This window comes from Stenotrophomonas africana (assembly GCF_013004645.1).
In the GTDB taxonomy this organism is placed as follows: domain Bacteria; phylum Pseudomonadota; class Gammaproteobacteria; order Xanthomonadales; family Xanthomonadaceae; genus Stenotrophomonas; species Stenotrophomonas africana.
Window position 1 is genome coordinate 246,713 of record NZ_JABEME010000003.1, and the last position, 23,688, is coordinate 270,400.

At 67.1% G+C, this 23,688-nt stretch carries 20 protein-coding genes; 10 read left to right on the forward strand and 10 right to left on the reverse strand.

All coding sequences use genetic code 11. From position 1 onward, the window contains the following. Position 1: 1 nt before the first annotated feature. From HLA98_RS07600 to HLA98_RS07615, 4 genes are read right to left on the reverse strand one after another with little or no spacing between them, the layout of a single operon-like run. Complete coding sequence (locus HLA98_RS07600) at positions 2-1,363, reverse strand: heavy metal sensor histidine kinase (protein WP_057501543.1); 1,362 nt, start codon at positions 1,361-1,363, stop codon at positions 2-4. Then, complete coding sequence (locus HLA98_RS07605; protein WP_057501542.1) at positions 1,360-2,049, reverse strand: heavy metal response regulator transcription factor; 690 nt, start codon at positions 2,047-2,049, stop codon at positions 1,360-1,362. The genes HLA98_RS07600 and HLA98_RS07605 overlap by 4 nt, the downstream gene beginning before the upstream one ends. Then, positions 2,046-5,159: a multidrug efflux RND transporter permease subunit gene (locus tag HLA98_RS07610; RefSeq protein ID WP_057501541.1), complete on the reverse strand. Its 3,114-nt coding sequence runs from the start codon at positions 5,157-5,159 to the stop codon at positions 2,046-2,048. Before HLA98_RS07610 ends, HLA98_RS07605 begins: the two co-directional genes overlap by 4 nt. Then, positions 5,156-6,325 carry an efflux RND transporter periplasmic adaptor subunit gene (locus HLA98_RS07615; protein ID WP_057501540.1) on the reverse strand — a complete coding sequence of 390 codons (1,170 nt, stop codon included), beginning with the start codon at positions 6,323-6,325 and terminating at the stop codon, positions 5,156-5,158. The genes HLA98_RS07610 and HLA98_RS07615 overlap by 4 nt, the downstream gene beginning before the upstream one ends. A 262-nt stretch (positions 6,326-6,587) precedes the next feature. Between HLA98_RS07615 and HLA98_RS07620 the strand changes: the two genes are divergently transcribed. The 6 genes from HLA98_RS07620 to HLA98_RS07645 all read left to right on the forward strand — a co-directional run bounded on the left by HLA98_RS07620 (position 6,588) and on the right by HLA98_RS07645 (position 13,084). Further along, positions 6,588-6,887, forward strand: coding sequence for an EF-hand domain-containing protein (locus HLA98_RS07620; RefSeq protein WP_057501539.1), 300 nt, complete (start codon positions 6,588-6,590; stop codon positions 6,885-6,887). A gap of 293 nt (positions 6,888-7,180) precedes the next feature. After that, the gene (locus tag HLA98_RS07625; RefSeq protein ID WP_005413574.1) at positions 7,181-7,480 is read left to right on the forward strand and encodes a hypothetical protein; all 300 of its coding nucleotides are present in this window, start codon (positions 7,181-7,183) and stop codon (positions 7,478-7,480) included. 62 nt (positions 7,481-7,542) lie between these two features. After that, positions 7,543-10,302 carry a magnesium-translocating P-type ATPase gene (gene mgtA / locus HLA98_RS07630; RefSeq protein ID WP_057501538.1) on the forward strand — a complete coding sequence of 920 codons (2,760 nt, stop codon included), beginning with the start codon at positions 7,543-7,545 and terminating at the stop codon, positions 10,300-10,302. A 31-nt stretch (positions 10,303-10,333) separates the two neighbouring features. Further along, entirely contained in the window at positions 10,334-11,071 is a 738-nt protein-coding gene (locus HLA98_RS07635; RefSeq protein WP_005416700.1) for an MgtC/SapB family protein, read from the forward strand. A 323-nt stretch (positions 11,072-11,394) separates the two neighbouring features. After that, positions 11,395-12,450 (forward strand): sensor histidine kinase, encoded by a 1,056-nt coding sequence (locus HLA98_RS07640; protein ID WP_057501537.1) that lies wholly within the window; start codon positions 11,395-11,397, stop codon positions 12,448-12,450. Next, complete coding sequence (locus HLA98_RS07645; protein WP_057501536.1) at positions 12,443-13,084, forward strand: response regulator transcription factor; 642 nt, start codon at positions 12,443-12,445, stop codon at positions 13,082-13,084. Before HLA98_RS07640 ends, HLA98_RS07645 begins: the two co-directional genes overlap by 8 nt. 163 nt (positions 13,085-13,247) lie before the next feature. On the opposite strand, the gene HLA98_RS07650 is transcribed toward HLA98_RS07645, so the two are convergent. The 3 genes from HLA98_RS07650 to HLA98_RS07660 all read right to left on the reverse strand — a co-directional run bounded on the left by HLA98_RS07650 (position 13,248) and on the right by HLA98_RS07660 (position 15,217). Next, positions 13,248-13,682 carry an EamA family transporter gene (locus tag HLA98_RS07650; protein WP_057501549.1) on the reverse strand — a complete coding sequence of 145 codons (435 nt, stop codon included), beginning with the start codon at positions 13,680-13,682 and terminating at the stop codon, positions 13,248-13,250. A gap of 86 nt (positions 13,683-13,768) precedes the next feature. Then, entirely contained in the window at positions 13,769-14,941 is a 1,173-nt protein-coding gene (locus tag HLA98_RS07655) for a low temperature requirement protein A (RefSeq protein ID WP_057501535.1), read from the reverse strand. A gap of 9 nt (positions 14,942-14,950) precedes the next feature. Continuing rightward, entirely contained in the window at positions 14,951-15,217 is a 267-nt protein-coding gene (locus HLA98_RS07660; protein WP_049448081.1) for a hypothetical protein, read from the reverse strand. Positions 15,218-15,419: 202 nt separating this feature from the next. Between HLA98_RS07660 and HLA98_RS07665 the strand changes: the two genes are divergently transcribed. From HLA98_RS07665 to blaL1, 4 genes are all read left to right on the forward strand, one after another. Then, positions 15,420-15,944 (forward strand): RNA polymerase sigma factor, encoded by a 525-nt coding sequence (locus HLA98_RS07665; protein ID WP_057501534.1) that lies wholly within the window; start codon positions 15,420-15,422, stop codon positions 15,942-15,944. After that, the gene (locus tag HLA98_RS07670) at positions 15,941-16,777 is read left to right on the forward strand and encodes a FecR family protein (protein WP_057501533.1); all 837 of its coding nucleotides are present in this window, start codon (positions 15,941-15,943) and stop codon (positions 16,775-16,777) included. Before HLA98_RS07665 ends, HLA98_RS07670 begins: the two co-directional genes overlap by 4 nt. 71 nt (positions 16,778-16,848) lie before the next feature. Further along, positions 16,849-19,284, forward strand: coding sequence for a TonB-dependent receptor (locus HLA98_RS07675; RefSeq protein WP_057501532.1), 2,436 nt, complete (start codon positions 16,849-16,851; stop codon positions 19,282-19,284). A gap of 95 nt (positions 19,285-19,379) precedes the next feature. Then, complete coding sequence (blaL1, locus tag HLA98_RS07680; RefSeq protein WP_057501531.1) at positions 19,380-20,252, forward strand: L1 family subclass B3 metallo-beta-lactamase; 873 nt, start codon at positions 19,380-19,382, stop codon at positions 20,250-20,252. A gap of 125 nt (positions 20,253-20,377) precedes the next feature. On the opposite strand, the gene HLA98_RS07685 is transcribed toward blaL1, so the two are convergent. The 3 genes from HLA98_RS07685 to HLA98_RS07695 form a co-directional block, all read right to left on the reverse strand. Continuing rightward, on the reverse strand, positions 20,378-20,908 hold the full coding sequence (locus HLA98_RS07685) for a DUF411 domain-containing protein (RefSeq protein ID WP_080392929.1): 531 nt from the start codon (positions 20,906-20,908) through the stop codon (positions 20,378-20,380). Between the two features lie 115 nt (positions 20,909-21,023). Next, on the reverse strand, positions 21,024-21,365 hold the full coding sequence (locus HLA98_RS07690) for a hypothetical protein (RefSeq protein WP_057501530.1): 342 nt from the start codon (positions 21,363-21,365) through the stop codon (positions 21,024-21,026). Between the two features lie 25 nt (positions 21,366-21,390). Next, positions 21,391-23,676, reverse strand: a complete 2,286-nt coding sequence (locus HLA98_RS07695) for an FdhF/YdeP family oxidoreductase (protein WP_057501529.1) — start codon at positions 23,674-23,676, stop codon at positions 21,391-21,393. Positions 23,677-23,688 lie beyond the last annotated feature (12 nt).

The following is a 23,688-nucleotide window of genomic DNA, read 5'->3' on the forward strand; positions in this document are numbered from 1 at the left end:
GTCAGCACGCCACCGTGAATCCCACCGTGGTCAGCCCGTCGCGGCTGGCCACGAACACATCCCCGCCGTGCAGCACGGCGATGGCCTTGACGATCGACAGGCCCAGGCCGTGATGGCGTTCGCCCCGGTACTCGCGGGCCTCGTCAACCCGGTAGAAGCGCTCGAACAGCAGCGGCAGGTGCTCGGCTGCAACGCCCTCGCCTTCATTCAACACGGCGATGCGCGCGCCCTCGCCGTTGGCCTGCAGCTGTACCCACACCTCGGTTGCGGGCCGCGCATGCTGTACCGCGTTGTGCAGCAGGTTGGTCAGGGCGCGCCGGAACAGCGAGGGATCGATGCTGGCAGTCGCATCACCTTCGATGCGCAGGGTCAGCCCGGCTTCCTCGAACAGGAACTCCAGGAAGTCCCCGGCGGCGGCCACTTCGTCGGCCAGGGCCACCGGCCGGGTCTCCATCGCGATATCGCCCTGCCCGGCCCGCGACAGGAACAGCATGTCGTTGACGATGGCGCGCAGCCGCTCCAGCTCCTCGAGGTTGGACTGCATGACCTCCTGCAACTGCGCGTTGTCGCGCGGACGTGACAGGGCCACCTGGGTCTGTCCCATCAGGTTGGCCAGCGGCGTGCGCAGCTCATGGGCCACATCTGCGTTGAATCCATCCAGACGCGTGTAGGCGGCCTCCAGGCGATCCAGTGCACCGTTGAAGGCATGCGTCAGGTGCCCCAGCTCTGCCGGCAGCGCCTGTGTGCCGAGCCGCTGGGACAGCCGCTGCGGGCTGAGCGAGCGCGCCTCGTCCGAAAGCGCGCGCAACGGTGCCAGTCCCAGGCGGGCGATCCAGTAACCGAGGCCGGCCACCAGCAGCACGCCCAGCACGCCGGCGATCCACAGCGCCACGGCGAAACGCTGCAACGCATGGGTGTAGGGCTCGGAATCAATACCGATCCACAGGTCCACCGCCGGCCGCACGCCTTTGCCGGGCACGCGCTCATACAGCGTGCGCAGCGGATGCTGGCCCTCGCGCTGCAACGTGCCCATGCCGCTGTCGTGGCCATTGGGTGGCTGCACCCGTGGGGGCTCGGCACCGATGCGGAAGGTCGGGTCCTCACTCCAGGCCCAGACCAGCGTGTCGCGGTCGCCGGAAATCAGGTTGCCGACCTTGTCGCGGACCTTGTTCCAGCGTTCGCGGGTATCGCACATCGCCACACTGCCGCTGACCGCGTGCAGCTTGGTCTGCAGCTCGGCGTGCTGGTAACGCACTACCTGCCGTTCCAGTACGCCGTACACGCCGATGCCCAGCAGGGTGAACACCAGCAGCGCGGCCAGCGCGAACATCGCCGACAGGCGCTGGGCGATCGACCACCTCATCGGCCATCGCCCTCGTCTTCGCGCACCTCCAGCACGTAGCCCATGCCGCGCACGGTATGCAGCAGCTTGCTGGGGTACGGACCATCGAGCTTGCCGCGCAGGCGCTTGATCGCCACTTCCACCACGTTGGTGTTGCTGTCGAAATTGATGTCCCAGACCTGCGCGGCGATCACCGTCTTGGACAGGATCTGCCCGCGCCGTTGCGCGAGCAGGGCCAGCAACGCAAATTCCTTGCCGGTCAGGTCCAGTCGCGCGCCGTCACGATAGGCGCGGCGCGCCAGCAGGTTGACCTGCAGGTCGCCCACCTGCAGTTCGGTCGGCTCCTGCTGGCGACCGCGCCGGACCAGCGCCTGAAGGCGCGCCAGCAGTTCGATGAACGAGAAAGGCTTGACCAGGTAGTCATCGGCACCCTGCCCCAGCCCATGCACACGGTCGTCCACGCGGTCGCGCGCGGTCAGCATGATCACCGGGGTCTGCTTGCTGCGGCGCAGTTCGCGCAGCACGTTGAAGCCGTCCATGCCGGGCAGCATCACGTCCAGCACGATCACGTCGTAGTCGAACTCGCGGGCAAGGTGCAGGCCGGTCACGCCGTCGGCGGCCAGGTCCACTGCCCAGCCCTGTTCGCCCAGACCGGTGCGCAGGTAGTGGGCGGTCTTGCTCTCATCCTCGACGATCAGCAGTTTCATCCGGGCTCCGTCAGCGCGGCACCGGCCGCCGCCCTGCGCTCGCGTCGGCGCTGCAGGAACAGCCGGTCCAGGGCCAGGTAGATCACCGGGGTACTGTACAGGGTCAGCAACTGGCTGATCAGCAGGCCACCGACCACCGCCACGCCCAGTGGCTGGCGCAGCTCCGAACCGGTGCCGAAGCCGATCATCAGCGGAATCGCACCCAGCAGCGCCGCCAGCGTGGTCATCATGATCGGGCGGAAGCGGGTCAGGCAGGCCTCATGGATGGCCTGCAGCGGGGTCAGCCCGCGGCTGCGCTGGGCATCCAGCGCGAAGTCGACCATCAGGATGCCGTTCTTCTTGACGATGCCGATCAGCAGCACGATGCCGATCAACGCCATGATCGAGAAATCCAGCCCCCACAGCCACAGCATCAGCACGGCACCGATACCGGCCGACGGCAGCGTGGACAGGATGGTGAGCGGGTGCACGAAGCTCTCGTACAGCACGCCGAGGATGATGTAGACGGCGAGCAGTGCGGCCAGGATCAGCAGCGGCTGACTGGCCAGCGATTCCTGGAACGCCTGTGCGGTGCCCTGGAAGCGCCCGTTGATGCTGTCGGGCATGCCGATCTGCGCCTGCGCCTGCTCAACCAGGGTGACTGCCTCACCCAGCGAGACGCCCGGCGCCAGGTTGAACGACAGGTTCACTGCCGGCAGCATGCCGTTGTGGCTGATCGACAGTGGCCCGTTGCCGGGCGGCTGCACCTGCGCCACCGCCGACAGCGGCACCATCTGCCCGGTCAGCGGCGAACGCAGGTGGAAGTAGGACAGCGCATCGACCTCGCCAAGCAGGCCGGGCGCGATCTCCAGGATCACCCGGTACTGGTTGGTCTCGGTCTGGAACTCGTTGATCTGGCGCTGGCCGAACGCATCGTAGAGCACCTGGTCGATATCGTTGGCGGTCAGGCCGAAGCGGGCCGCAGCGGTGCGATCGATCTGCAGTCGGGTAACGCTGGCGCCCACCTGCTGGTCGTTGGACACGTCGCGCAGCTGCGGCAGCCCGCGCAGGCGTTCGGTCAGCTGCTCGGCCCAGCGTGACAGATCGCGGCTGTCCTGGCCGCGCAGTGCGTACTGGTACTGCGTGCGCGCCGGCCCCGCGCCCAGGTTGATGTCCTGCGCGGCACGCATGTACACGGTGATACCCGGCACGCTGGCCATCTTCGCGCGCAGCCGGTCGATGAAGCCGTGCACATCCACGTCGCGGTCGCCACGGTCCTTCAGGATGAACCAGAAGCGGCCGTTGGAGAGGGTCTGGCTGCCACCGGTGGCGCCCACCGCATGGTTGTAGGCCTGCAGCGCCGGATCCTCGGCGGCGATCTTCGCCAGCTGCTGGTGCTTGGCGGCCATCTCCTCGAAGCCGATGTCCTGTGCCGCTTCGGTGGTGGCGAACACGAAGGCCGTGTCCTGCAGCGGGAAGAAGCCCTTGGGGATCACCACATACGAGGCCACCGCTACCGCTACCGTCGCACCGAAGCCGAGCAGCACCAGCCGCTGTTGGCCCAGCGCCCACTGCAGGCTGCGGTCGTAGCCGGCCAGCAGGCGACCGGCCAGCGTGTCCTGGCCGTCGCGATGGGCCGGCATGCGCTTCATCAGGTGCGCAGCCATCATCGGCGCCAGGGTCAGCGACGCGACGATGGAGATCAGGATCGCGACCGTGATCGTCAGCGCGAATTCGGCGAACAGGCGCCCGACCACTCCACCCATGAACAGCAACGGGATGAACGCCGCGATCAGCGACAGGCTGATCGAGACCACGGTGAAGCCGATCTCGCCCGCACCCTTCAGCGCCGCCTCCACCGGTCCCAGCCCAGCCTCGCGATGGCGGTGGATGTTCTCCACCACCACGATGGCGTCGTCCACCACGAAGCCGACCGCCACCACCAACGCCACCAGCGTGAGGTTGTTGAGGCTGAAGCCAGCCACATACATCGCTGCGAACGTGGCGACCAGCGCTACGACCAGCACCGCACCGACGATGAGCGTGGCCGAGAGCTGGCGCAGGAACAGCCCCATCACCAGCACCACCAGCACGATGGTCAGCACCAGGGTCAGCTCCACCTCGTGCAGCGACGCGCGGATGGTGCGCGTGCGATCGTTGAGCACGTCCACGTCGACGCTGGCCGGCAGGTTCGCGCGCAGCTCCGGCAAGGCGGCCAGCACGGCATCGGTGGTGCGAACGATATTCGCGCCCGGCTGCCGGCTGATGATCAGGCCCACGCCCGGCTGCCCGTTCGGCCACGCCTGCACATAGGCGTTCTCGGCACCGTCGACCACCTGCGCGACATCACCCAGGGTGACCGGTGAACCCTGCCGATAGGCGACCACCAGCTGGCGGTAGTCCTGGGCATCGAACAGCTGGTCGTTGGCCTCGAAGGTGGACGTGCGCTGTTCGCCCATCAGCGCGCCCTTGGCCTGGTTGAGACTGGCGTTCCGGGCCACGCCGCGCAGGTCGGACAGGGTCATGCCCATTGCCGCCAGCCGCTCCGGTTGCGCCTGGATGCGGATGGCCGGGCGCTGCTGGCCGACGATGTTGACCTCGGACACGCCACTGATCTGGCTGATTGAACGCGCCAGGCGGCTCTCGGCCAGATCGCTCAACTCGGTCATCGACATCTGTGCCGAGACCACGCTGAGCACCAGGATCGGGCTGTCGGCCGGATTGACCTTGCGCCAGGTTGGCAGGTTCGGCAGGTCGCTGGGCAGGCGCCCGGCCGCGGCGTTGATCGCCGCCTGTACTTCCTGGGCGGCAGTATCGATGTTCTTTTCCAGGTCGAACTGCAACGTGATCGAGGTACTGCCGAGCGCACTGGTGGAGGTCATCTCGATGATGCCGGGCACGCCGGTCAGCTGCGTTTCCAGCGGCGTGGCCACCGCCGATGCCATGGTCTCGGCACTGGCGCCGGGCAGGCTGGCATTGACGCGGATGGTCGGGAATTCCGCTTCCGGCAATGGCGCCACGGGCAACCGCGGCAACGCGGCCACACCCAGCAGTATCACCGCCAGCGTCAGCAGCGTGGTGGCCACCGGATGCCGAACAAACCAGCTGGACAGCGAAACGCGGGGACTCATGGTGCGACTCCGGCCTTGGCAGCCGGTGCGCCAGCCTCGGTAACAACCACGCCCGGACGCAGGCGTGACTGGCCATCGCGCACGATCACATCGCCCACCCGCAATTCACCCTGGACGGCCACCCACCCGTTCTCGGCTTCACCGACGGTGACCGGCAGCACTTCGACGCTCCCATCGGCCACTACGCGGTAGACGAAGCTGCCCTCGACACCACGCTGGATTGCGGCAGCGTCCACCACCAGTGCGCCCGTGCTCTGGCCGATGCGTACCCGCACGCTGACCAGCTGCCCGGGCCACAGCCGGTCGTCGGCATTGGCGAAGCGGGCACGCAACCGCACCGTGCCGGAGGTCTCGTCGATCTGATTGTCGATCACCTGCAGCGTGCCTTCGGCGAGGCGCTGGCCACCATCGCGGTCCAGCGCCTGCACCGCCACGTCGCCCGCAGCCAGTGCCTCCCGCAGCTGCGGCAGCGCGTCCTGCGGCAGCGCGAACACCACCGAGATCGGATCGGTCTGCTGCACTGTCACCAGCCCCTGCGTGTCGGTGGCACGCACCAGGTTGCCGGGGTCCACCTGGCGCAGGCCGATGCGGCCATCCATCGGCGCCAGGATACGGGTGTACGACAGCTGCACCTGTGCGGCATCCACCGCCGATTGGTTGCCACGCCCGGTGGCCTGCAGCTGCTGCACCGTGGCCGCCTGCTGCTCCAGCATCTGCCGCGAAACCAGCTGGTCGATAGACAGGTGCTGCAGCCGCGCCAGGTCCGAGCGCGCGGCATCCAGCGTGGCCCGGTCGCGAACCACCGCAGCCTGTGCGCCACCCAGATCGGCACGGATCGCGCGATCATCGATACGGGCCAGCAACTGGCCCTTGCGCACCTTCTGGCCCTCCTCGAACAGCACCTCGGACAGCACGCCATCGACCTGCGGCCGCAGCACGGTGCTCTGCAACGACTGCACCGTGCCCACGCCGCTGCGCCAATGCGCCACATCACGCTGCTCGACACGGCCGGTCACCACCGGTACCGGCGGCGGCGCATTGGCCGGTTGCGCGTCGCTGCGCGACACACCCTGGAACAGCATCACCAGCGACAACACCACCAGCAGCAACACGCCCAGGACAAGGTGGCGGCGACGCATTCGCGGGGACAGGAAGGGAATTCGCATGACAGGGGTCCATACCGGTGCCGGCGCGGGGGCTGCGCAGGCCTGATGCCATCCTCCCGGCTGGCCTCCGGCGCCTTGCTGTCGCCTGCCTGACAATTTCGTCAGGTGCCGCCTGTGCACGCATGGGGCGTGCGGGTGAACGGTGGCCCACCGCCACTTGGCGACCCTGTCGGTTCTTCGCAGCTCGCTTACAGACCCGGGCCGAAGATCCGGCCGTGGCCATCCACAACCATGGCCCACGTCCCCTCTTCTGGAGCCTGTCATGACCGGTATTCGCTACGTTCCTGCTGTCCTCATCATCACCATCGGCCTGCTGCTGGGCGCCTGCTCCAAGCCCCAGGAGGCCAGCAGACCCACCGCCGCCGAGGACGTGACCGAAGTGAAGCTCATCCCTGCCTACGAAACGCTGGACAAGGACAAGGATGGCATTGTCACGCTGGCCGAGGTGGATGCGGTGGCGCCGGACTGGGCCGAACGCCTGCATGCCTGCGATACCGACCGTGACAAGACGTTGACCCGCGGCGAGTACGACGTGTGCAAGCAGACCAGCGCTTCGCAATGATCCATCACTGAACCCTCGATTGGCGCTGCGCATGCCCGGCTATACCAAGGTATAGCCCGGCTAACCCACGAGCCTCTAGGCCTGCCCCATTCAGGGGCGGACAATAGCGCCACTGGCCAGGGCAATCCTGGCCGGCACCCTCGCCTCATGGAGACGCAGATGGACCCCGACCCTGCCGGGCGCACCGCGCCCCGGATGACCGCTTGTTGCCTGTTCCTGGCGCCTGCCCGCCGGTCCCTGCCTGCCTGAGTGACGGGGGACCGCCAGGCGCCGCCTGCCTGGAGATCGCCCCCATGTCCTACAAGATCCTCTACATCACCCTGCGCCGCCTGATTGGCGAGCGCGATGTTGCCGCCCTGCGCAGCCAGCTGCTGCAGCACGGCCCCGTGATGTTCGCCCGTTCGCTGTCGCTCGGTTCGCCGCGCGTGGTGGCTGACGCCCTGTCGCTGCTGCCGATCAGCGAGCGCATCACTGTGCTGCGCCATCTGCCCTATCCCCTGCGCGATGCGATGAAGCCACTGTGCATCGGTGGCAGCCAGCGCCTGCACATGCAGCCGTGGTCGCCGGCGGTGCTGGCGATGCGCCACGCCTGACCTTTCCAACTATGCCGTTCGTGTTCCGGCTGCGGCCGGCTCTGACATTCGAGGAGCGTCCCATGAGCCTGCTCAACGCCTGGTTCAACGCCTTCCTGCGCAGCCGTCGCGCAGGCAATCTGTTCCGCCGCCGTGCGATGCCCGAAGCCGGATTTGGCCCGGGTAGCACTGAAGCAGCGCCGTTCGCGCTCACCACCGGCCTGGTCACCCTCGCCCAGCAGGATGAAACCCAGCTGCTGCTCACGCTGGATTCGCATGCCGATGGCCTCAGCCCGCATGAGGCCGAGGAGCGGCTGGCGACGCTCGGTCCCAACGAGGTGGATCACGAAAAGCCGCTACCGTGGTGGCGGCACCTTTGGCAGTGCTACCGCAATCCGTTCAACCTGCTGCTGACCGTGCTGGCGGCGGTGTCCTGGCTGACCGAGGACATCAAGGCCACCATGGTGATCGGTGCAATGGTGCTGCTGTCCACGCTGATCCGCTTCGTGCAGGAGGGTCGCTCCAATCGCGCGGCCGAGCGGCTGAAGGCACTGGTCGGCAACACCGCCCGCGTGCTGCGCCGCAATCCCGGCACCGAAGCTGCGGACGTGGCCGACCAGTACTTCGGCGCGCACCTGCACAGCCGGCGCCCGGCACGCCTGCTGGACCTGCCGATCCGCGAACTGGTGCCCGGCGACCACATCGTGCTGTCGGCCGGCGACATGATTCCGGCCGATTGCCGCGTGTTGACCGCCAAGGACCTGTTCGTGGCGCAGGCAGCGATGACCGGCGAATCACTGCCGGTAGAAAAATTCGCGCACCCGGGCGACGGGCTGGCCGGCCTGCTGGAACAGCACAACCTGCTGTTCATGGGCACCAATGTGGTCTCCGGTACGGCCACTGCCATCGTGCTTGCCACCGGCAACCGCACCTACTTCGGCACGCTGGCCCAGCGCAGCACCGCTACCGACCGCGCGCCGACCGCGTTCCAGGCCGGCGTCAACAGCGTCAGCTGGCTGCTGATCCGCTTCGCGCTGGTGATGGTGCCGTTCGTGCTGCTGATCAACGGCTGGACCAAGGGCGACTGGACCGAGGCGTTCCTGTTCGCGCTGTCGGTGGCGGTCGGCCTGACCCCGGAAATGCTGCCGATGATCGTCACCTCCACCCTGGCCAAGGGCGCGGTGCTGCTGTCGCGGCGCAAGGTGATCGTCAAGCGCCTGGATGCGATCCAGAACTTCGGCGCGATGGAAGTGCTGTGCACCGACAAGACCGGCACGCTCACCCAGGACAGGATCGCGCTGGAACGTCACACCGATGTGTTCGGTCACGATTCGGAAGACGTGCTGAAGTTCGCCTATCTCAACAGCCACTTCCAGACTGGCCTGATCAATCTGCTGGACCGTGCGGTACTGGAACACGTGGAGCTGCAGAGTTCGCTGCGGCTGTCCCAGGACTACCACAAGGTGGACGAGATTCCGTTCGATTTCGAGCGCCGTCGCATGTCGGTGGTGGTGTCCGAGCGCGAGGACCACCACGAGCTGATCTGCAAGGGCGCGGTGGAAGAGATGCTGGCGGTATGCAGCACCGTGCGCGAGAACGGCCAGGACATGCCGCTGGACGAGCACCGCCTGGCGCGGGTGCGGCAGACCACCGAGGAACTGAACGAACAGGGCCTGCGCGTGGTGGCGGTGGCGATGAAGGAGACCGCTGCCAGCCAGACTGTGTACACGCAGGCCGACGAGCGCGGCCTGACCCTGGTCGGCTACGTGGCCTTCCTGGACCCGCCGAAGGAATCGGCTGCACAGGCGCTGCAGGCGCTGGCCGCGCATGGCGTGGAAGTGAAGGTCTTCACCGGCGACAACGAGCTGGTGACCGCCCGCGTCTGCGCGCAGGTGGGGCTGGACGCGGACACCATCCTGACCGGCCCGCAGATCGAGCGCATGGATGATGGCGCGCTGTCACGGGCGCTGCACCATCACCGCGTGTTTGCCCGCCTGACCCCGCTGCACAAGGAACGCCTGGTACGCGAGCTGCGCGCACAGGGCAAGGTGGTCGGCTTCCTCGGCGACGGCATCAACGATGCACCCGCGGTGCGCGCGGCCGATATCGGCATCAGCGTGGACAGCGCGGTAGACATCGCAAAGGAGGCGGCCGACATCATCCTGCTGGAAAAGAACCTGATGGTGCTGGAGGAAGGCGTCATCCAGGGCCGGCGCACGTTCAACAACATGCTGAAGTACATCCGCATGACCGCCAGCTCCAACTTCGGCAACGTGTTCTCGGTGCTGGTGGCCTCGGCTTTCCTGCCGTTCCTGCCGATGCTGCCGCTTCAGCTGCTGGTACAGAACCTGCTGTACGACATCTCGCAGATCGCCATTCCATTCGACAACGTGGACGAGGAGCTGGTACGCAAGCCGCTGAAGTGGAACCCGGCGGACATCGGCCGCTTCATGGTGTTCTTCGGGCCGATCAGCTCGATCTTCGACCTGACCTGTTTCGCGCTGATGTGGTACGTGTTCGATGCGCGCACGCCGGCCGACCAGGGCCTGTTCCAGTCCGGCTGGTTCGTGGTCGGCCTGCTGACCCAGACACTGATCGTGCACATGATCCGCACGCCGAAGGTGCCGTTCCTGCAGAGCATCGCCGCGCCGCCACTGCTGCTGATGACCGGCCTGATCATGGCAATCGGCGTGGCCCTGCCGATGAGCCCGCTGGCCGGCTACTTCAAGCTGCAGGCGCTGCCGGCCGGCTACTGGCCGTTCCTGGTGGCGATCCTGTTCGGCTATGCGGTGCTGACCACCGCACTGAAGAAGTTCTACATCCGTCGCTACGGCTGGCAGTAGGCGCCCGCCGCCTTGTCCAGGGAGAATCACAATGGACATCAATCCGAACCTGCCGGCGTTCAACGCCGGCGCAACCCTGAGTTCGCTGATCAGCCTGTCGGTGGCGTTCGTGCTGGGCACGGTCATCGGCCTGGAGCGGCAACTGCGGCAACGCACTGCCGGCCTGCGCACCAACACGCTGGTGGCGGTGGGTGCGGCAGTGTTCGTCGATCTGGCGGTGCGCTTCCATGACCTGTACGGCGGCCCACCGTCACCGCTGCATGTGGTTGCGTATGTGATCTCCGGCGTCGGCTTCCTCGGTGCCGGCGCGATCATGAAGGACGGCGCCCAGGTGTCCGGCCTGAACACCGCCGCCACTCTGTGGGGATCGGCGGCGGTGGGTGCGTGTGCCGGTATCAAGCTGCTGCCGGAGGCGGTACTGGCGGCTGTATTCGTGCTGGCCGCCAACACCCTGCTGCGACCGGTGGTGAACCGCATCCAGCGGCAGCCGCTGCCGGAAGCGTTCAGCGAGGCGACCTATGCGATCAACGTGGTCTGCCAGCGCGAACAGCAGGCCGAGGTGCTGGACCAGCTGTTGCTGCTGCTCGAGCAGGCGCAGTACCCGGTGCGCGCGGTGGACCAGCGCCCGTTCGGCGAGCGCGACGTGGAGATCGAAGCGGTGCTGTATGCCACCACCGTGGATGCCGGTGAGCTCGATGCCGTGCTGGCAACGCTGGCGACCACGCCCGGCGTGCTGCAGGGGTTCTGGAACGCCAGCCTGGAGGAATAGTGCCGGCCGCTGGCCGACAACACCGTGCACCGCTTTGGTAGGTGCCGACCGTTGGTCGGCACAGAACTATCAGATGCCATGCCTCCTGCGAGAGCCTGCCGACCAAGGTCGGCATCTACCAACAGCCCGCATGCATCGCTTTGGTGGGTGCCGACCGTTGGTCGGCACAAACCCTCATCGCCCCGCCGTTCAAGTGCTGTGCCGACCAACGGTCGGCACCTACCAGGAGCCGGCACCCAGGGCACAAGAGCACGCCGACCAGGGCCGGCATCGACCGACGATGGCTTTGCTATCCTTTCCGCCCACGCCAGGGAGCCGTCCCGATGCCATCGCTGTCGCCCCGCCGCCCGCTGGTGCTGCTGGCCCTGATCGTCGTGATGGCGGCGATCTTCCTGATCGACACCGTCACCGATTACGCGGTCGCCGCCGCCTGCTTCTACGCGGCGGTCATCCTCGCCGCAGCGCGCGTACTGAGCGCGCGCGGGCTGATCACCCTGGCCGTCGCCTGCATCGCACTCACCGGGCTGAGCTTCTTCCTGACCCGCTTCGGCACCTACCGCATCGGCCTGGTCAATTCGGTGATCGGCATGCTGGTGATCGGCATCACCACCTATCTCGCCCTGAACATGGAAGCGGCCAAGGCCGCCGTGCAGGAAGCGCAGGGCCGTCTGCTGCGGGTGGCGCGCGCCTCCACCGTGGGCGAGCTCACCACCTCCATCGCCCATGAAGTGAACCAGCCGCTGGCGGCCATCGCCAGCAGCGCCGAGGCCTGCCAACGCTGGCTGGCCCAGGACCCACCGAACGTGGACAAGGCACGCCAGACCGTAGCCCGCATCCTGGCCGATGCGCACCGCGCCGGTGACGTGATCGTCCGCATCCGCGGCCTGACCCAGGGCGCGGCACCCGAACGACGGGCCTTCGACCTGAACCAGGCGGTGGAGGAGATGCTGGCGCTGTCGCGCAGTGAACTGGACCAGCACGGCGTGGCGGTGGCCCTGCTGCTGGATGCCGACCTGCCGCTGGTGCAGGCCGACCGCGTGCAGGTGCAGCAGGTAATTGGCAACCTGATCCTCAATGCGGTGGACGCGATGGAGTCAGTCCCCGCCGCCGACCGTCGGCTGTCCCTGCTGACCCGGCGTGACGGCCAGCGGGTCAGTCTCAGCGTGCGCGACCGGGGCGTGGGCCTGCCCTCCGATCATCCCGAGCGCGTATTCGATGCATTCTGGACCACCAAATCACATGGGCTCGGCCTGGGCCTCAGCCTGAGCCGTTCGATGATCGAGGCCAACGACGGCCAGATCCGCGCCGAACGACCAGCAGGCGGCGGTGCCTGCTTCGTCTTCGACCTGCCCATCGCCACGGACGTTCAACATGCGTAAGCCCGCTGCCCCAGCCATCGATCCAGCACCCATCGTCTACGTGATCGACGACGACCCGTCGGTGCGCGCGGCACTGGAAGACCTGCTGGCCTCGATGGGCCTGCAGGTGCGGGCGTTCGCTTCCACCCAGGCCTTCCTCGAACACGAACTGGAAGATGCACCGGCCTGCCTGGTGCTGGACGTGCGCATGCCCGGCCAGAGTGGGCTGGAGTTCCATCGCACGATGGGCAGTCACGGCCTGCAGCTGCCGGTGGTGTTCATCACCGGCCACGGCGACATTGCGATGGGCGTCAACGCGATCAAGGACGGTGCCATCGAGTTCCTGACCAAGCCCTTCCGTGACCAGGAGCTGCTGGATGCCATCCACAAGGGCATCGAGATCGACCGCCAGCGCCGCCGCGACGGCGAGGCACTCGGCGCGCTGCAACTGCGCTGGGACACTCTCAACGCCGGCGAGCGCGAGGTGGTCGACGGTGTGGTACGCGGCCGCCTCAACAAGCAGATCGCCGGCGACCTCGGGGTCAGCGAGATCACGGTGAAGGTGCGCCGCGCGCAGGTGATGCGCAAGATGGGTGCGCGCACCCTGGTCGACCTTGTGCGGATGTATGACCGCCTGCAGGCAGGTACTGCGTGAACGCATCGGAGCCGGTAGAGTCGACTGTCAGGTGACTGCTGGTCGTCCGGATGCTGGAAACCTCACGCCTTGCGCATTAGTCGACTGACAGTCGACTCTACACGTGGGTACCGCGCGCTTCGCCCTGCATCCTGCCCCCCCTCGTTGATGGGTTTGAACGCTGCTACTTCTTCGTCGCCAGTACGATCACCCCGGCCAGCACAAGGCCGATGCCGCTCCACTCCCGCAGGGTCGGACGTTCGCCCAGCAGCAGGTAGGCCAGCACGATCACCAGCACCACACTGAATTTGTCGACCACTGCGACCTTGGCCAGCTCACCACTCTGCAGCGCGCGGAAATAGAACAGCCATGAAGCGCCGGTGGCCAGTGCCGACAGCACCAGGAACAGCTGGGTGCGGCCCGGCAGCAGCAACGGATTGGACCATTTACCGGTGACCACCACCAGCGGCAGGATCACCGCGGCCACCACCAGGGTGCGGATCGCCATGGCCAGGTCCGAGTCGACGCCCTTGACGCCAATCCTGGCAAACAGCGCGGTCAACGCTGCGAACACGGCAGACAGTCCGGCCCACAACAACCATTGCGGCAGGTTCTGCATGAAGTGCTGCTCCCGGTTCAAAGGGGGGTGCCGACAACGCTACTCTCATCGCCCGCCCACGCAAGTACAGCAACGGCGCGTGCGGATCATGCGCGCTGCAGGCGACGCTTCAACTGCGTATCCATCAAGCCCACCGCCAGCAGCACCGCGCTGGTCAGCCAGCCAGCGGCCAGCAGATGGGTGTGCGGCAGAACCACGCCCAACACGACCAACGCCACTGCACCGACCAGATGCGAATACGGGGCGCGCCCGTACACAATGCGCTTGTACAAGGCGCTGCCAAGCAGGTAGATCAACGGTCCGGCAACCAGCACCGCAGCGTAGACCGGGGTCACCGCCGCACCAGGATGGTCCATGACCAGATCATTGCCGACCGCGGTGGCGATGATGCCGGCGATCAGCAGCGCATGCACGTAGTGGAAGTTGGCCCCCATCCGCCCGGGGTCCTCGGAATGGGTGATCGCCACGGTGGCATCGCGGCTGGAGATGCCGAAATACAACCACCACATGGCGATGGTGCCGGCGAAGGTGGCCAGCACCGCCGAGACCACATCGCCGCTCCAGTGCTCGACCTCGCTGAGCACGCCGCCGGTGGCCAGCAACGTCTCACCCAGTGCGACGATGACGAACAGCTGGCAACGCTCGGCCAGGTGCCCGCCTTCGATGGTCCACTCGCGGGTGTGCGAACGGCCCAACCCCGGAAACGCGAAGCCGAACATCGGCGAGACGTATTCGCAGGCCACCGCCACCGCCCACAGTGCGAGCCGCAGATTGCCCTCGGCTGCAGCGCCGGCCAGCCAGAAGCAGGCCGACACGCTTACCCACGCCAGCATGCGGCGGAAATTGGGCGCCAGCGGGTGGCGCCGCCCGACCTCCAGCAGCACGAACACCGTGCGCCCGACCTGCATGGTGGCGTAGGCCCCCGCGAAGACCCAGGCGCGATCAGCGAAGGCCTCGGGAATGGACGAGGACATCAGCAGCGCCAGCAGCATGGTGACGAACAGCAGGCTGCGGATGCGTGGCGCCTCCGGATCGAACCAGTTGCTGACCCAGCAGGCGTACTGCCAGCCCAGCCAGACCGCGAACCACAGCACCAGCGTCTGCATGACGCCGGCCAGGTCCAGGTGGTGCAGCAGATGGTGGCTGAGCTGGGTAACCGCAAATACGTAGACGAGGTCGAAGAACAGCTCTCCGTAGGTCACGCGGGCGTGGTGGCCATCGCGCTGGCGCAGGGCGGGCAGTCTCTGTTGTGTGCTCATGACCGTCCTTCAACGCGCCAGGCGCCAGTACAGCAGACCGGCCAGCAAGGCCGGCACGGCGAATACCAGCAGCAGGATCGGCAGTTCCTCCCGCACGGCGTAGCCGGCCCTGCTCACGCCCACCCACATGTTGGCCACCGTCACCAGCAGCCAGGTGGCGATGAACGCGATCAGGGCCGTGGGCAGCTGTGACTGGCCTACGCTCCACAGCCGCCCGAAGAGCAGGAACACCCCCAACAACAGCACCCCACCCACCATCACCAGAAGCACGTGCATGGTCCATCTCCCTGAGCCTGCTGGCAGGCTAGCCGCGCCCGATTCTGCGCTCCAGCCGATGATCGTGGTTTCACTTTCCAGCCCCGCCGAACAATCCCGATCTCCGCGCCACATGGCAAACGCGAACGGTTCCCATTAGTATTGCGTCATCGCGCAGGGATGCCCTCCCCGTGCCCGCCCATTGCCCTTGCTTCCGGTCCGGATGTCCCAGCTGCCTTCCCCACACCCTCCTGCGCTGCCGCTGGTGTCCTCGCTGGTGCGCCACTACGAGGAACTGGTGGAGTACCTGCGCTGCCGTTTCCGTTCGCCAGGGCTGGCCCGTGAAGTGGTGCACGATGTCTGCGTGCGGCTGCTCGAACGCCCGGTCGCCTACGATGCACGGCATCCCATCGCGCTGCTGCGGCGCATCGCCCACGATGCGGCGGTGGACCGCTGCCGCGCCGAGGATCTGCGCCGGCACTGGGTGGAGGCGCGCGCCGAATTGCCCGATGACGCCTGCCCACGCCCAGGCCCCGAGCAGCAGGCGCACGCACAGCAGGCCTTGCAGCGCCTGAGCGCCACCATCGAGCGCATGCCCTGCCGGCGCCAGCAGGTCTTCATCCTGCACAAGATCCATGAGCTGCCGCAGGCCGACGTCGCGCGGCGCATGGGCATCGGCCTGAAGGCGGTTGAGCGCCACCTGCGCCTGGCCATGGCCGATTGCCGCCAGCAGGGAGCACTGCAATGAGCAATACACCTGCACCACCGCCGCCGCCCGAGGTTCCCACTACCGACCAGGTCCTGGACCAGCATCGGGACGCCCTGAAGCAACGCTTCCCGCTGCCGGAGCCGGAAATGCTGCGCCGCCGCGGTGGCGGCGCGAAGCGGGTACTACCCGTGTTGCTGGTGCTGGCCGGTGCCGTGTTCGTGGCCGACCCGGCCTGGCAGGTCCGCGACTACCAGACCGGCGTAGGCGAACGCCGCGAACTCGTCCTGGCCGACGGCAGTCGGGTACAGCTGGATGCGATCACCCGCGTACAGGTGCGCCGCCATCTACGCTCCCGGCAGGTACTGCTGGAACAAGGGCGGGCACGCTTCGAGGTACAGCACTCGACCTGGCGGCGCTTCGAGGTGGATGCCGGCCCGGTCCACGTGCGCAACTACGGTACGGTGTTCGACGTCGACCGCCAGGGTGAACTGAGCGAGGTGACACTGTGGCGCGGCGAGGTTGGCGTACGCGTCGACGAGGGCAACAGCGAACAGCGGCTGAAGCCCGGACAGCGCCTGTTGGCCCAGCGTGGATCGCTGTCTCCTCCGGAGGCCATCGATCCAGAGCAGGCGGACTGGACCACCGGACGCCTGCAGTTCGACCGCATGCCACTGAGCGAGGTCCTGCGCATCCTGCAGCGCTATCACGACCGTCCCATCGTATTGGATGACCCAACGCTGGGGCCTCTGCAGGTGTCGGGCGTGTTCGATGCCGACCACGCAGAGACCGTACTCACGCTGCTGCCCGAGATCCTGCCGGTGCAGGTGCACGCCGCTTCCGATGGCAGCCTGCATCTGCGCGCCCGCGATTGAATGCCACACCGAGGGTGGGTTGCGCGCCGTCCCATCCGGCAAGTGCTTGAACCCTTCCGAAGGACCCCCGCATGACCCGCCCTGTTCCGCCTGCCGCCCTGCGCCGGCTGGCCCCCACCCTGCTCGCTGCCTGCCTGTGTGCCGCCCTGCCCGCCACGGCGCAGACCGCTGCGTCCGCGCCCGTCGAGCTGCATCTGCCGGCCGGCCCGTTGCAGGCTTCGCTCAGCTCGCTTGCCCGGCGGAGTGGCATCCAGCTGCTGTTCGCAGCCGACAGCGTGAGCGGCCGCAATGCGCCCGCCCTCGACGGCCGTTACACCCCGCACGACGCCCTGCAGCGCCTGCTGGCCGGGCAGGGCCTGGCGATGCAGGAACGTTCGCCAGGTGTGTTCGTGGTGAATGCCGCGCCAGCGCACGCGCCGGCCACGCCGCGCACCCCGGCCCGGGCCGCGTCATCAGCGCCGTCATCTGCCACGACAACCTCGCTGGCCCGCGTCACGGTCTCGGCCTCGACCGCGCGCATGCCGCAGGGCGAGACGGCCATGCCCAATACCATCACGGTGCTGACCCGCGAGGACATCGCCCAGCAGCTGGCGCTGGGTTCGGATGTGTCGCGGGTGCTGTCGTCACAGATTCCGGCGTTTGCCCCGGCGCGCGAGAAGATGTCCAACTACGGCGAAACCATGCGCGGCCGCGGCATCCTGTACATGGTCGACGGCGTGCCGCAGTCGACGCCGCTGCGCGATGGCTCGCGTGATTCGCACACCATCGACCCGGCGATGATCGAGCGCATCGAGGTCATCCACGGTGCCAATGCGCTGCAGGGCATCGGCGGTACCGGCGGCATCGTCAACATCATCACCCGCAGTGCGCCCAGTGAGCCGGGCGCGTTCCTGCTGGACACCAACGTCAGCTACAGCGCTGCCCTGCCCAGCCGCCACGATGACAATGGCCAGCGCGGCTCGGCCCTGGTAGGCGTGCGTGGTGAGCAGTTCGACCTGCTCGCCGGCCTGGCCTATGAGAAGCAGGGCCTGTACCACGACGGCGCGGGCCGATCGATCGGCACCAACGCGCAGGGCGAGCTGATGGACTCGACCTCATCGAACGTGTTTGCCAAGCTGGGCTGGAACATCGCCGAGGGCCACCGCCTGCAGGTGATGGCCAACCGCTACGAACTGCGCGGGCTGGACAACTACCTGGCCATCAACGGTGACTACCGGACTGGTCGCCCGACCATTTCGGTTCCCGGTGATACGCCGCTCGATCCGCCGATGAACCGCTCGCGTTCGCTGACGGTGGACTACAGCGCCGCCGACCTGCTCGGTGGCCGTTTCCAGGCGCAGGCCTTCGCGGTGGATTTCGAAGGCCGCTACGGTGCCAGCCAGTGGGATCCGTGGGGCAACACCGGCGCCAATGCCGCCTGGGACCAGACCCAGAATGAATCGGACAAGCGCGGCTTCAAGCTGACCCAGAGCTGGAGCCGCATCGCCGACACCACGCTGGACGTGACCCTGGGCCTGGACGGCCTGCGCGACCGCACCCACCAGGTGCTGCTGGCCAGTGGCATGAACTGGGTGCCGCAGACCACCTACCAGAGCCTGTCACCGCTGCTGCAGCTGCACTGGTGGCCGACCGATCACCTGATGCTGTCCGGCGGCCTGCGTTACGAAAAGGGCGAGCTGGAAGTGGGTGACTACACCACCCTGCCCCGTTACGGCGCACGCAAGGTGGCCGGTGGCAAGCCGACGATGAGCGAGACCCTGCCCAACTTCGGCGCGGTCTGGTACATCAACGACCGCCTGAACGCCTATGCCTCGTACTCGGAAGGCTACACCGTAGCCGACGTCGGCCGTGTGCTGCGCGCGATCAACCGCGACGGCCAGCGCGTGGACAGCCTCATCGACCTGTCACCGGTAGTGTCTGACAACCGCGAGATCGGACTGGAGTACGACGATGGCCGCTTCAGCGGTGACATTGCCTACTACACCTCCGAATCCAAGCTCGGCTCGGTACTGATCTACGATCCGGGCATCGATGCCTATGCGGTGCAGCGCCAGGCCACCCGCGTGGAAGGCTTTGAAAGCAACCTGCGCCTGCGGTTGGGCAGCAGCCGCCTCGGCCTGGGCTATGCACGCGCCAACGGCCGCTACGACGCCGACGTCGACGGTCGCCTCGACAGCGACCTGGCTGGTGTGAACATCGCACCGAACCGGTTGACTGCGTTCTGGGAACAGAGCTGGACGCCGCAGCTCAGCACCCGCCTGCAGGCCAGCCATGCCTTCGACCGAGACTTCGACCTGCGTGGTGCGCGGGTGGCCGAGTTCAAGGGTTACACCACTTTGGATCTGGTCGCGCGCTACACGCTGGACAAGCATGCCTTCACGCTGGGCGTGCAGAACCTGGCTGACAAGCAGTACATCAGCTACTACTCGCAGACCACGCCGTCGAACCCGAGCTATTTCTCCGGTCGCGGCCGGGTGCTGACGCTGGGGTGGCAGTACCGGTACTGATCCATGGCGTGCTTATGGGAGCCATGAAATCTATGCGAGACGCGATGAAGGAGGCCCATGCTAGTTTCTGGGCCTCCTTCAAGCGGACGTGAATCATGCGTTTTACCCTGCTCGCCTTCGCACTGGCCGTCGCTCTTCCGGCCGCCCACGCCAGCGCCGCCGAGGCACCGCTGCCACAGCTGCGGGCCTACACCGTGGATGCGTCCTGGCTGCAGCCGATGGCGCCGCTGCAGATTGCCGACCACACCTGGCAGATCGGCACCGAGGACCTGACTGCGCTGCTGGTGCAGACCGCCGAGGGCGCAGTACTGCTGGATGGCGGCATGCCGCAGATGGCCAGCCACCTCATCAGCAACATGAAGGTGCGCGGCGTGGCCCCGCAGGACCTGCGGTTGATCCTGCTCAGCCATGCGCATGCCGACCACGCCGGCCCGGTCGCCGAGCTCAAGCGTCGAACCGGCGCGCATGTGGCGGCCAATGCCGAATCGGCGGTGCTGCTGGCGCGCGGCGGTAGCAACGACCTGCACTTTGCCGACGGCATAACGTATCCGCCGGCCAGCGCCGACCGGATCATCATGGATGGTGAAGCGGTCACGGTGGGCGGCATCACATTCACCGCGCACTTCATGCCAGGGCATACCCCGGGCAGCACCGCCTGGACCTGGACCGACACCCGCGATGGCAAGCCGGTGCGCATCGCCTACGCCGACAGCCTGAGTGCACCGGGGTATCAGCTGAAGGGCAACCCCCGCTATCCGCGCCTGATCGAGGACTACAAGCGCAGCTTCACCACCGTGCGCGGTCTGCCCTGCGATCTGCTGCTGACCCCGCATCCGGGTGCCAGCAACTGGAACTATGCCGCCGGCAGTAAGGCCAGCGCCAATGCACTGACCTGCAGCGCCTACGCGGATGCGGCCGAGAAGAAATTCGACGCGCAGCTGGCCAAGGAAACGGCCGGGGACCGCTGATTCTGCAAATCCTGTAGAGCCGAGCCTACGCTCGGCTTGCCGGCCGAACACAGCCGAGCATAGGCTCGGCTCTACACAAGGCGCGTCGAAAGGTGCCGGCCAGGACGACCGGCACCCACCGTCTATCAGCCGCGCTGCCCGTGCTGTGCAAACGACTCGGTGCTGCCGTCGGTCCGCACCAGCTCGACGGTGTATGGCTGCACGTAGCCATCCGGCATTTCCATGCCCGGCGAACCGGCCGGCATGCCGGGCAGCACCAGCCCACGCGCCGCCGGACGTTCGGCCAGCAGGCGCTTGATGTCCTCAGCCGGGATGTGGCCCTCGACCATATACCCGCCAATCTCGGCGGTATGGCACGACGCCTTGCCGACCGGCACACCCAGCCGGACCTTGATCGGATTCATGTCATCGGTGTCGCGCACGTCGACCTGGAAGCCGGCGGCCTTCAGGTGGTCGACCCATATGCCGCAGCAACCGCAGCTGGCGGTCTTGTGCACGATGGCCACCGGCAAGGCCGGATCGACCTTGGCCGGGCTGGCCTGGGCCGGCGCATCGCTGGCGACCGGCGCCGCAGCGGATTCTTCGGCGGCACGAGCGCAGGCGGTCGTGGCCAAGACGGTGCCCAGCAGCAGGCCGAGGGAGAGAGTACGGTTCATTGAGTGATTCCTTTGCAAGGACGGGCAACGCTGCCCGTCGCCCGCGCATCGAAGGCGCGGGCAGAGTCGAGAGAAAGTCGAGCAGTCATGGCAGGCGCTTGAGGCCTGCGGGGAGTCACGCGATGGGGGGACGCAACGGATCCGGCATCGGAGGCGATGCGCGTTGCTGGATGTTGGCCGGAACAGGCGCTTCGCGCCAGGGCGAGGCCGGTGTTCCGTTCAACGTCGCCAGCATGCCGAGGCAGGCCGGCGGGCATTCGCACTCACCGCTCTGGCAGGCCGCCGGGGCCGCATCATCGCAGCAGCCCGCGGCCGCCATCGCGGCCGAATGCGGTACAGCGCAATGCGCCTGGCTGGCCGGGCCGCTGTACGAAGACGCGGCGAGCGCCAGTGCCGGTGCATTCAGCACCAGGGCGACAAGCAACATCCAACGCAGCAGCAGATCAGTCAGGTTCACACGCCGATGATAGCCGATGCACGCACTACGCAATCGCCGCCGCCATCGCCAGCACCCGCACCGGAATCGACTTCGCTGCGGGCGTGCCGCTGATGCGGTCGTAGTAGTCCAGCGGCAGCAAGGGGTTCAGTTCCGGGTAGTAGCCGGCCAGCGCACCGCGCGGCATCGGGTAGTCCAGCACGGTCAGGCCCTCGATGCGCCGCTGCACGCCATCGCCGCTGATCGTCTCCAGGCTGACCAAGGCTTCCTTGTGCAGCCCGCGCGCCAGCCGGTCTTCGATGTTCATGAACAGCACCATGCGATCGTTGTACACGCCGCGATAGCGGTCGTTGTAGCTGTAGATGGTGGTGTTGTACTGGTCATGCGAGCGCACGGTGGCCAGCCGCAGCATGTCCGGATCGTGTACGGGATCGTCCACGTCCAGGCCAGGCATCACCAGGATGTTGGCCTTGCCATTGGGCGTGGGCCAGACGCGGCGGCGCGGCGGGATGTCCAGATGGAAGCCATGCGGCTGCTGGATGCGCTCGTTGAAGCCAGTGTAGATCTCCGGGTACACGGCCGCGATCAGCTCACGGATGGGTCCGTAGTCATGCATGCAACCCGCCCAGTCGACCCTGCTGCGTGGCAGCGCGGCCATCGCCATGCGGCAGACGATCTCGACCTCGGGCAACACATCGGCACTGACCGGCTCGAGCACGCCGCGCGAGGCGGTCACGTTGGACATCGCGTCTTCAATGGTGACGAACTGCTCGCCGGCCGGCGTGACGATGCGCTCCGAGCGCGCCACCACCGGCAGGATCAGCGCATCGCGGCCATGAACAAGATGACCGCGATTGAGCTTGGTGGCGATCCCCACGGTCAGGTCGAGGCCGCGCATCGCTTCGTACGCACGCGGGGTATCGGGCACCGCATGGATGAAGTTGCCACCCAGGCCGATGAACACCTTGGCACTGCCATCCAGCATCGCCTCGATGGATTCGACCACATGGTGGCCATGCTCGCGCGGCGGGTCGAAGCCGAACACCTGCTGCACGCGGTCCAGATAGGCCTGCTTGGGCTTTTCGTCGATGCCGACGGTGCGGTCGCCCTGCACATTGGAATGGCCCCGGATCGGCCCGATGCCAGCACCGGGCTTGCCGAAATTGCCACGCAGCAACAGCAGGTTGGCGACCTGCTGCAGCAGGCGCGAGCCGTACTGGTGCTGGGTCAGCCCCATGCCGTAGCAGATCACGGTGGCATTGGAGCGGATGTAGATCTCCGCACAGCGACGGATCTGCGCCTGCGAAATGCCGGACACCTGCACGATCTCATCCCAGTCCTGCGCCATCACGTCTTCGCGCAGCCCCTCCAGGCCCACCGTGTGTTCTGACAGGAAATCATGGTCGAGCACGCGCTCGCCCTGCGCCTCGCGCTCGAACATCACCTTCATCATGCCCTTGATCAGGGCCAGGTCGCCGCCGATGCGGATGTGCACGAACTCGCTGGTGATTTCGGTCGAACCGAACGTGGCCATCTGCACCATGTCCTGCGGTTCGGCGAAACGGATCAGCGCGCGCTCGGGCATCGGGTTGACCGCCACGATCGGAATGCCACGTTTGCGCGCGTCGACCAGGTTGCTCATCATCCGCGGTGAATTGGTGCCGGTGTTCTGCCCGATCACGAAGATCGCCTCGGCATGCTCGAAATCCTGCAGCACGATGGTGCCCTTGCCCACCCCGATGGCTGGCGGCAGGCCACGGCTGGTCGGCTCGTGGCACATGTTCGAGCAGTCCGGGAAATTATTGGTGCCGAACTCGCGCACGAAGATCGAATACAGGAACGCGGCTTCGTTGGGCGTGCGGCCGGACGTGTAGAACTCGGCCTGGTGCGGGCTGTCCAGCGCCTGCAGGTGGCGGCCGATCAGCGCGAAGGCATCGTCCCAGCTGCACGGCACATAGTAGTCGGTGGCTGCGTCGTAGCGCATCGGCTCGGTCAGCCGGCCCTGCATCTCCAGCCAGTAGTCGGTCTGCGCCATCAGTTCGGTCACGGTATACCGGGCGAACAGTTCGCGGCCGGCGCGGAACTGGGTGGCTTCCCAGGCCAGTGCCTTCGCGCCGTTCTCGCAGAACTCCAGCTTCCTGCGTTCGTCAGCGTCAGGGAACGCGCAACTGGGGCACTTGAAGCCGCCGGGCTGGTTCATCGCCAGCAACGCCTTCGACCCCTTGCCGATCACGCTCTGCTGCAGCAGCACCTTGGCCGTGGCGCCGGCGGCACCCCAGCCACCGGCAGGCTGGTTGTAGGGCTTGTAACGCGGCGGCTTCTGCTCGGACATGTTCGGGAACCT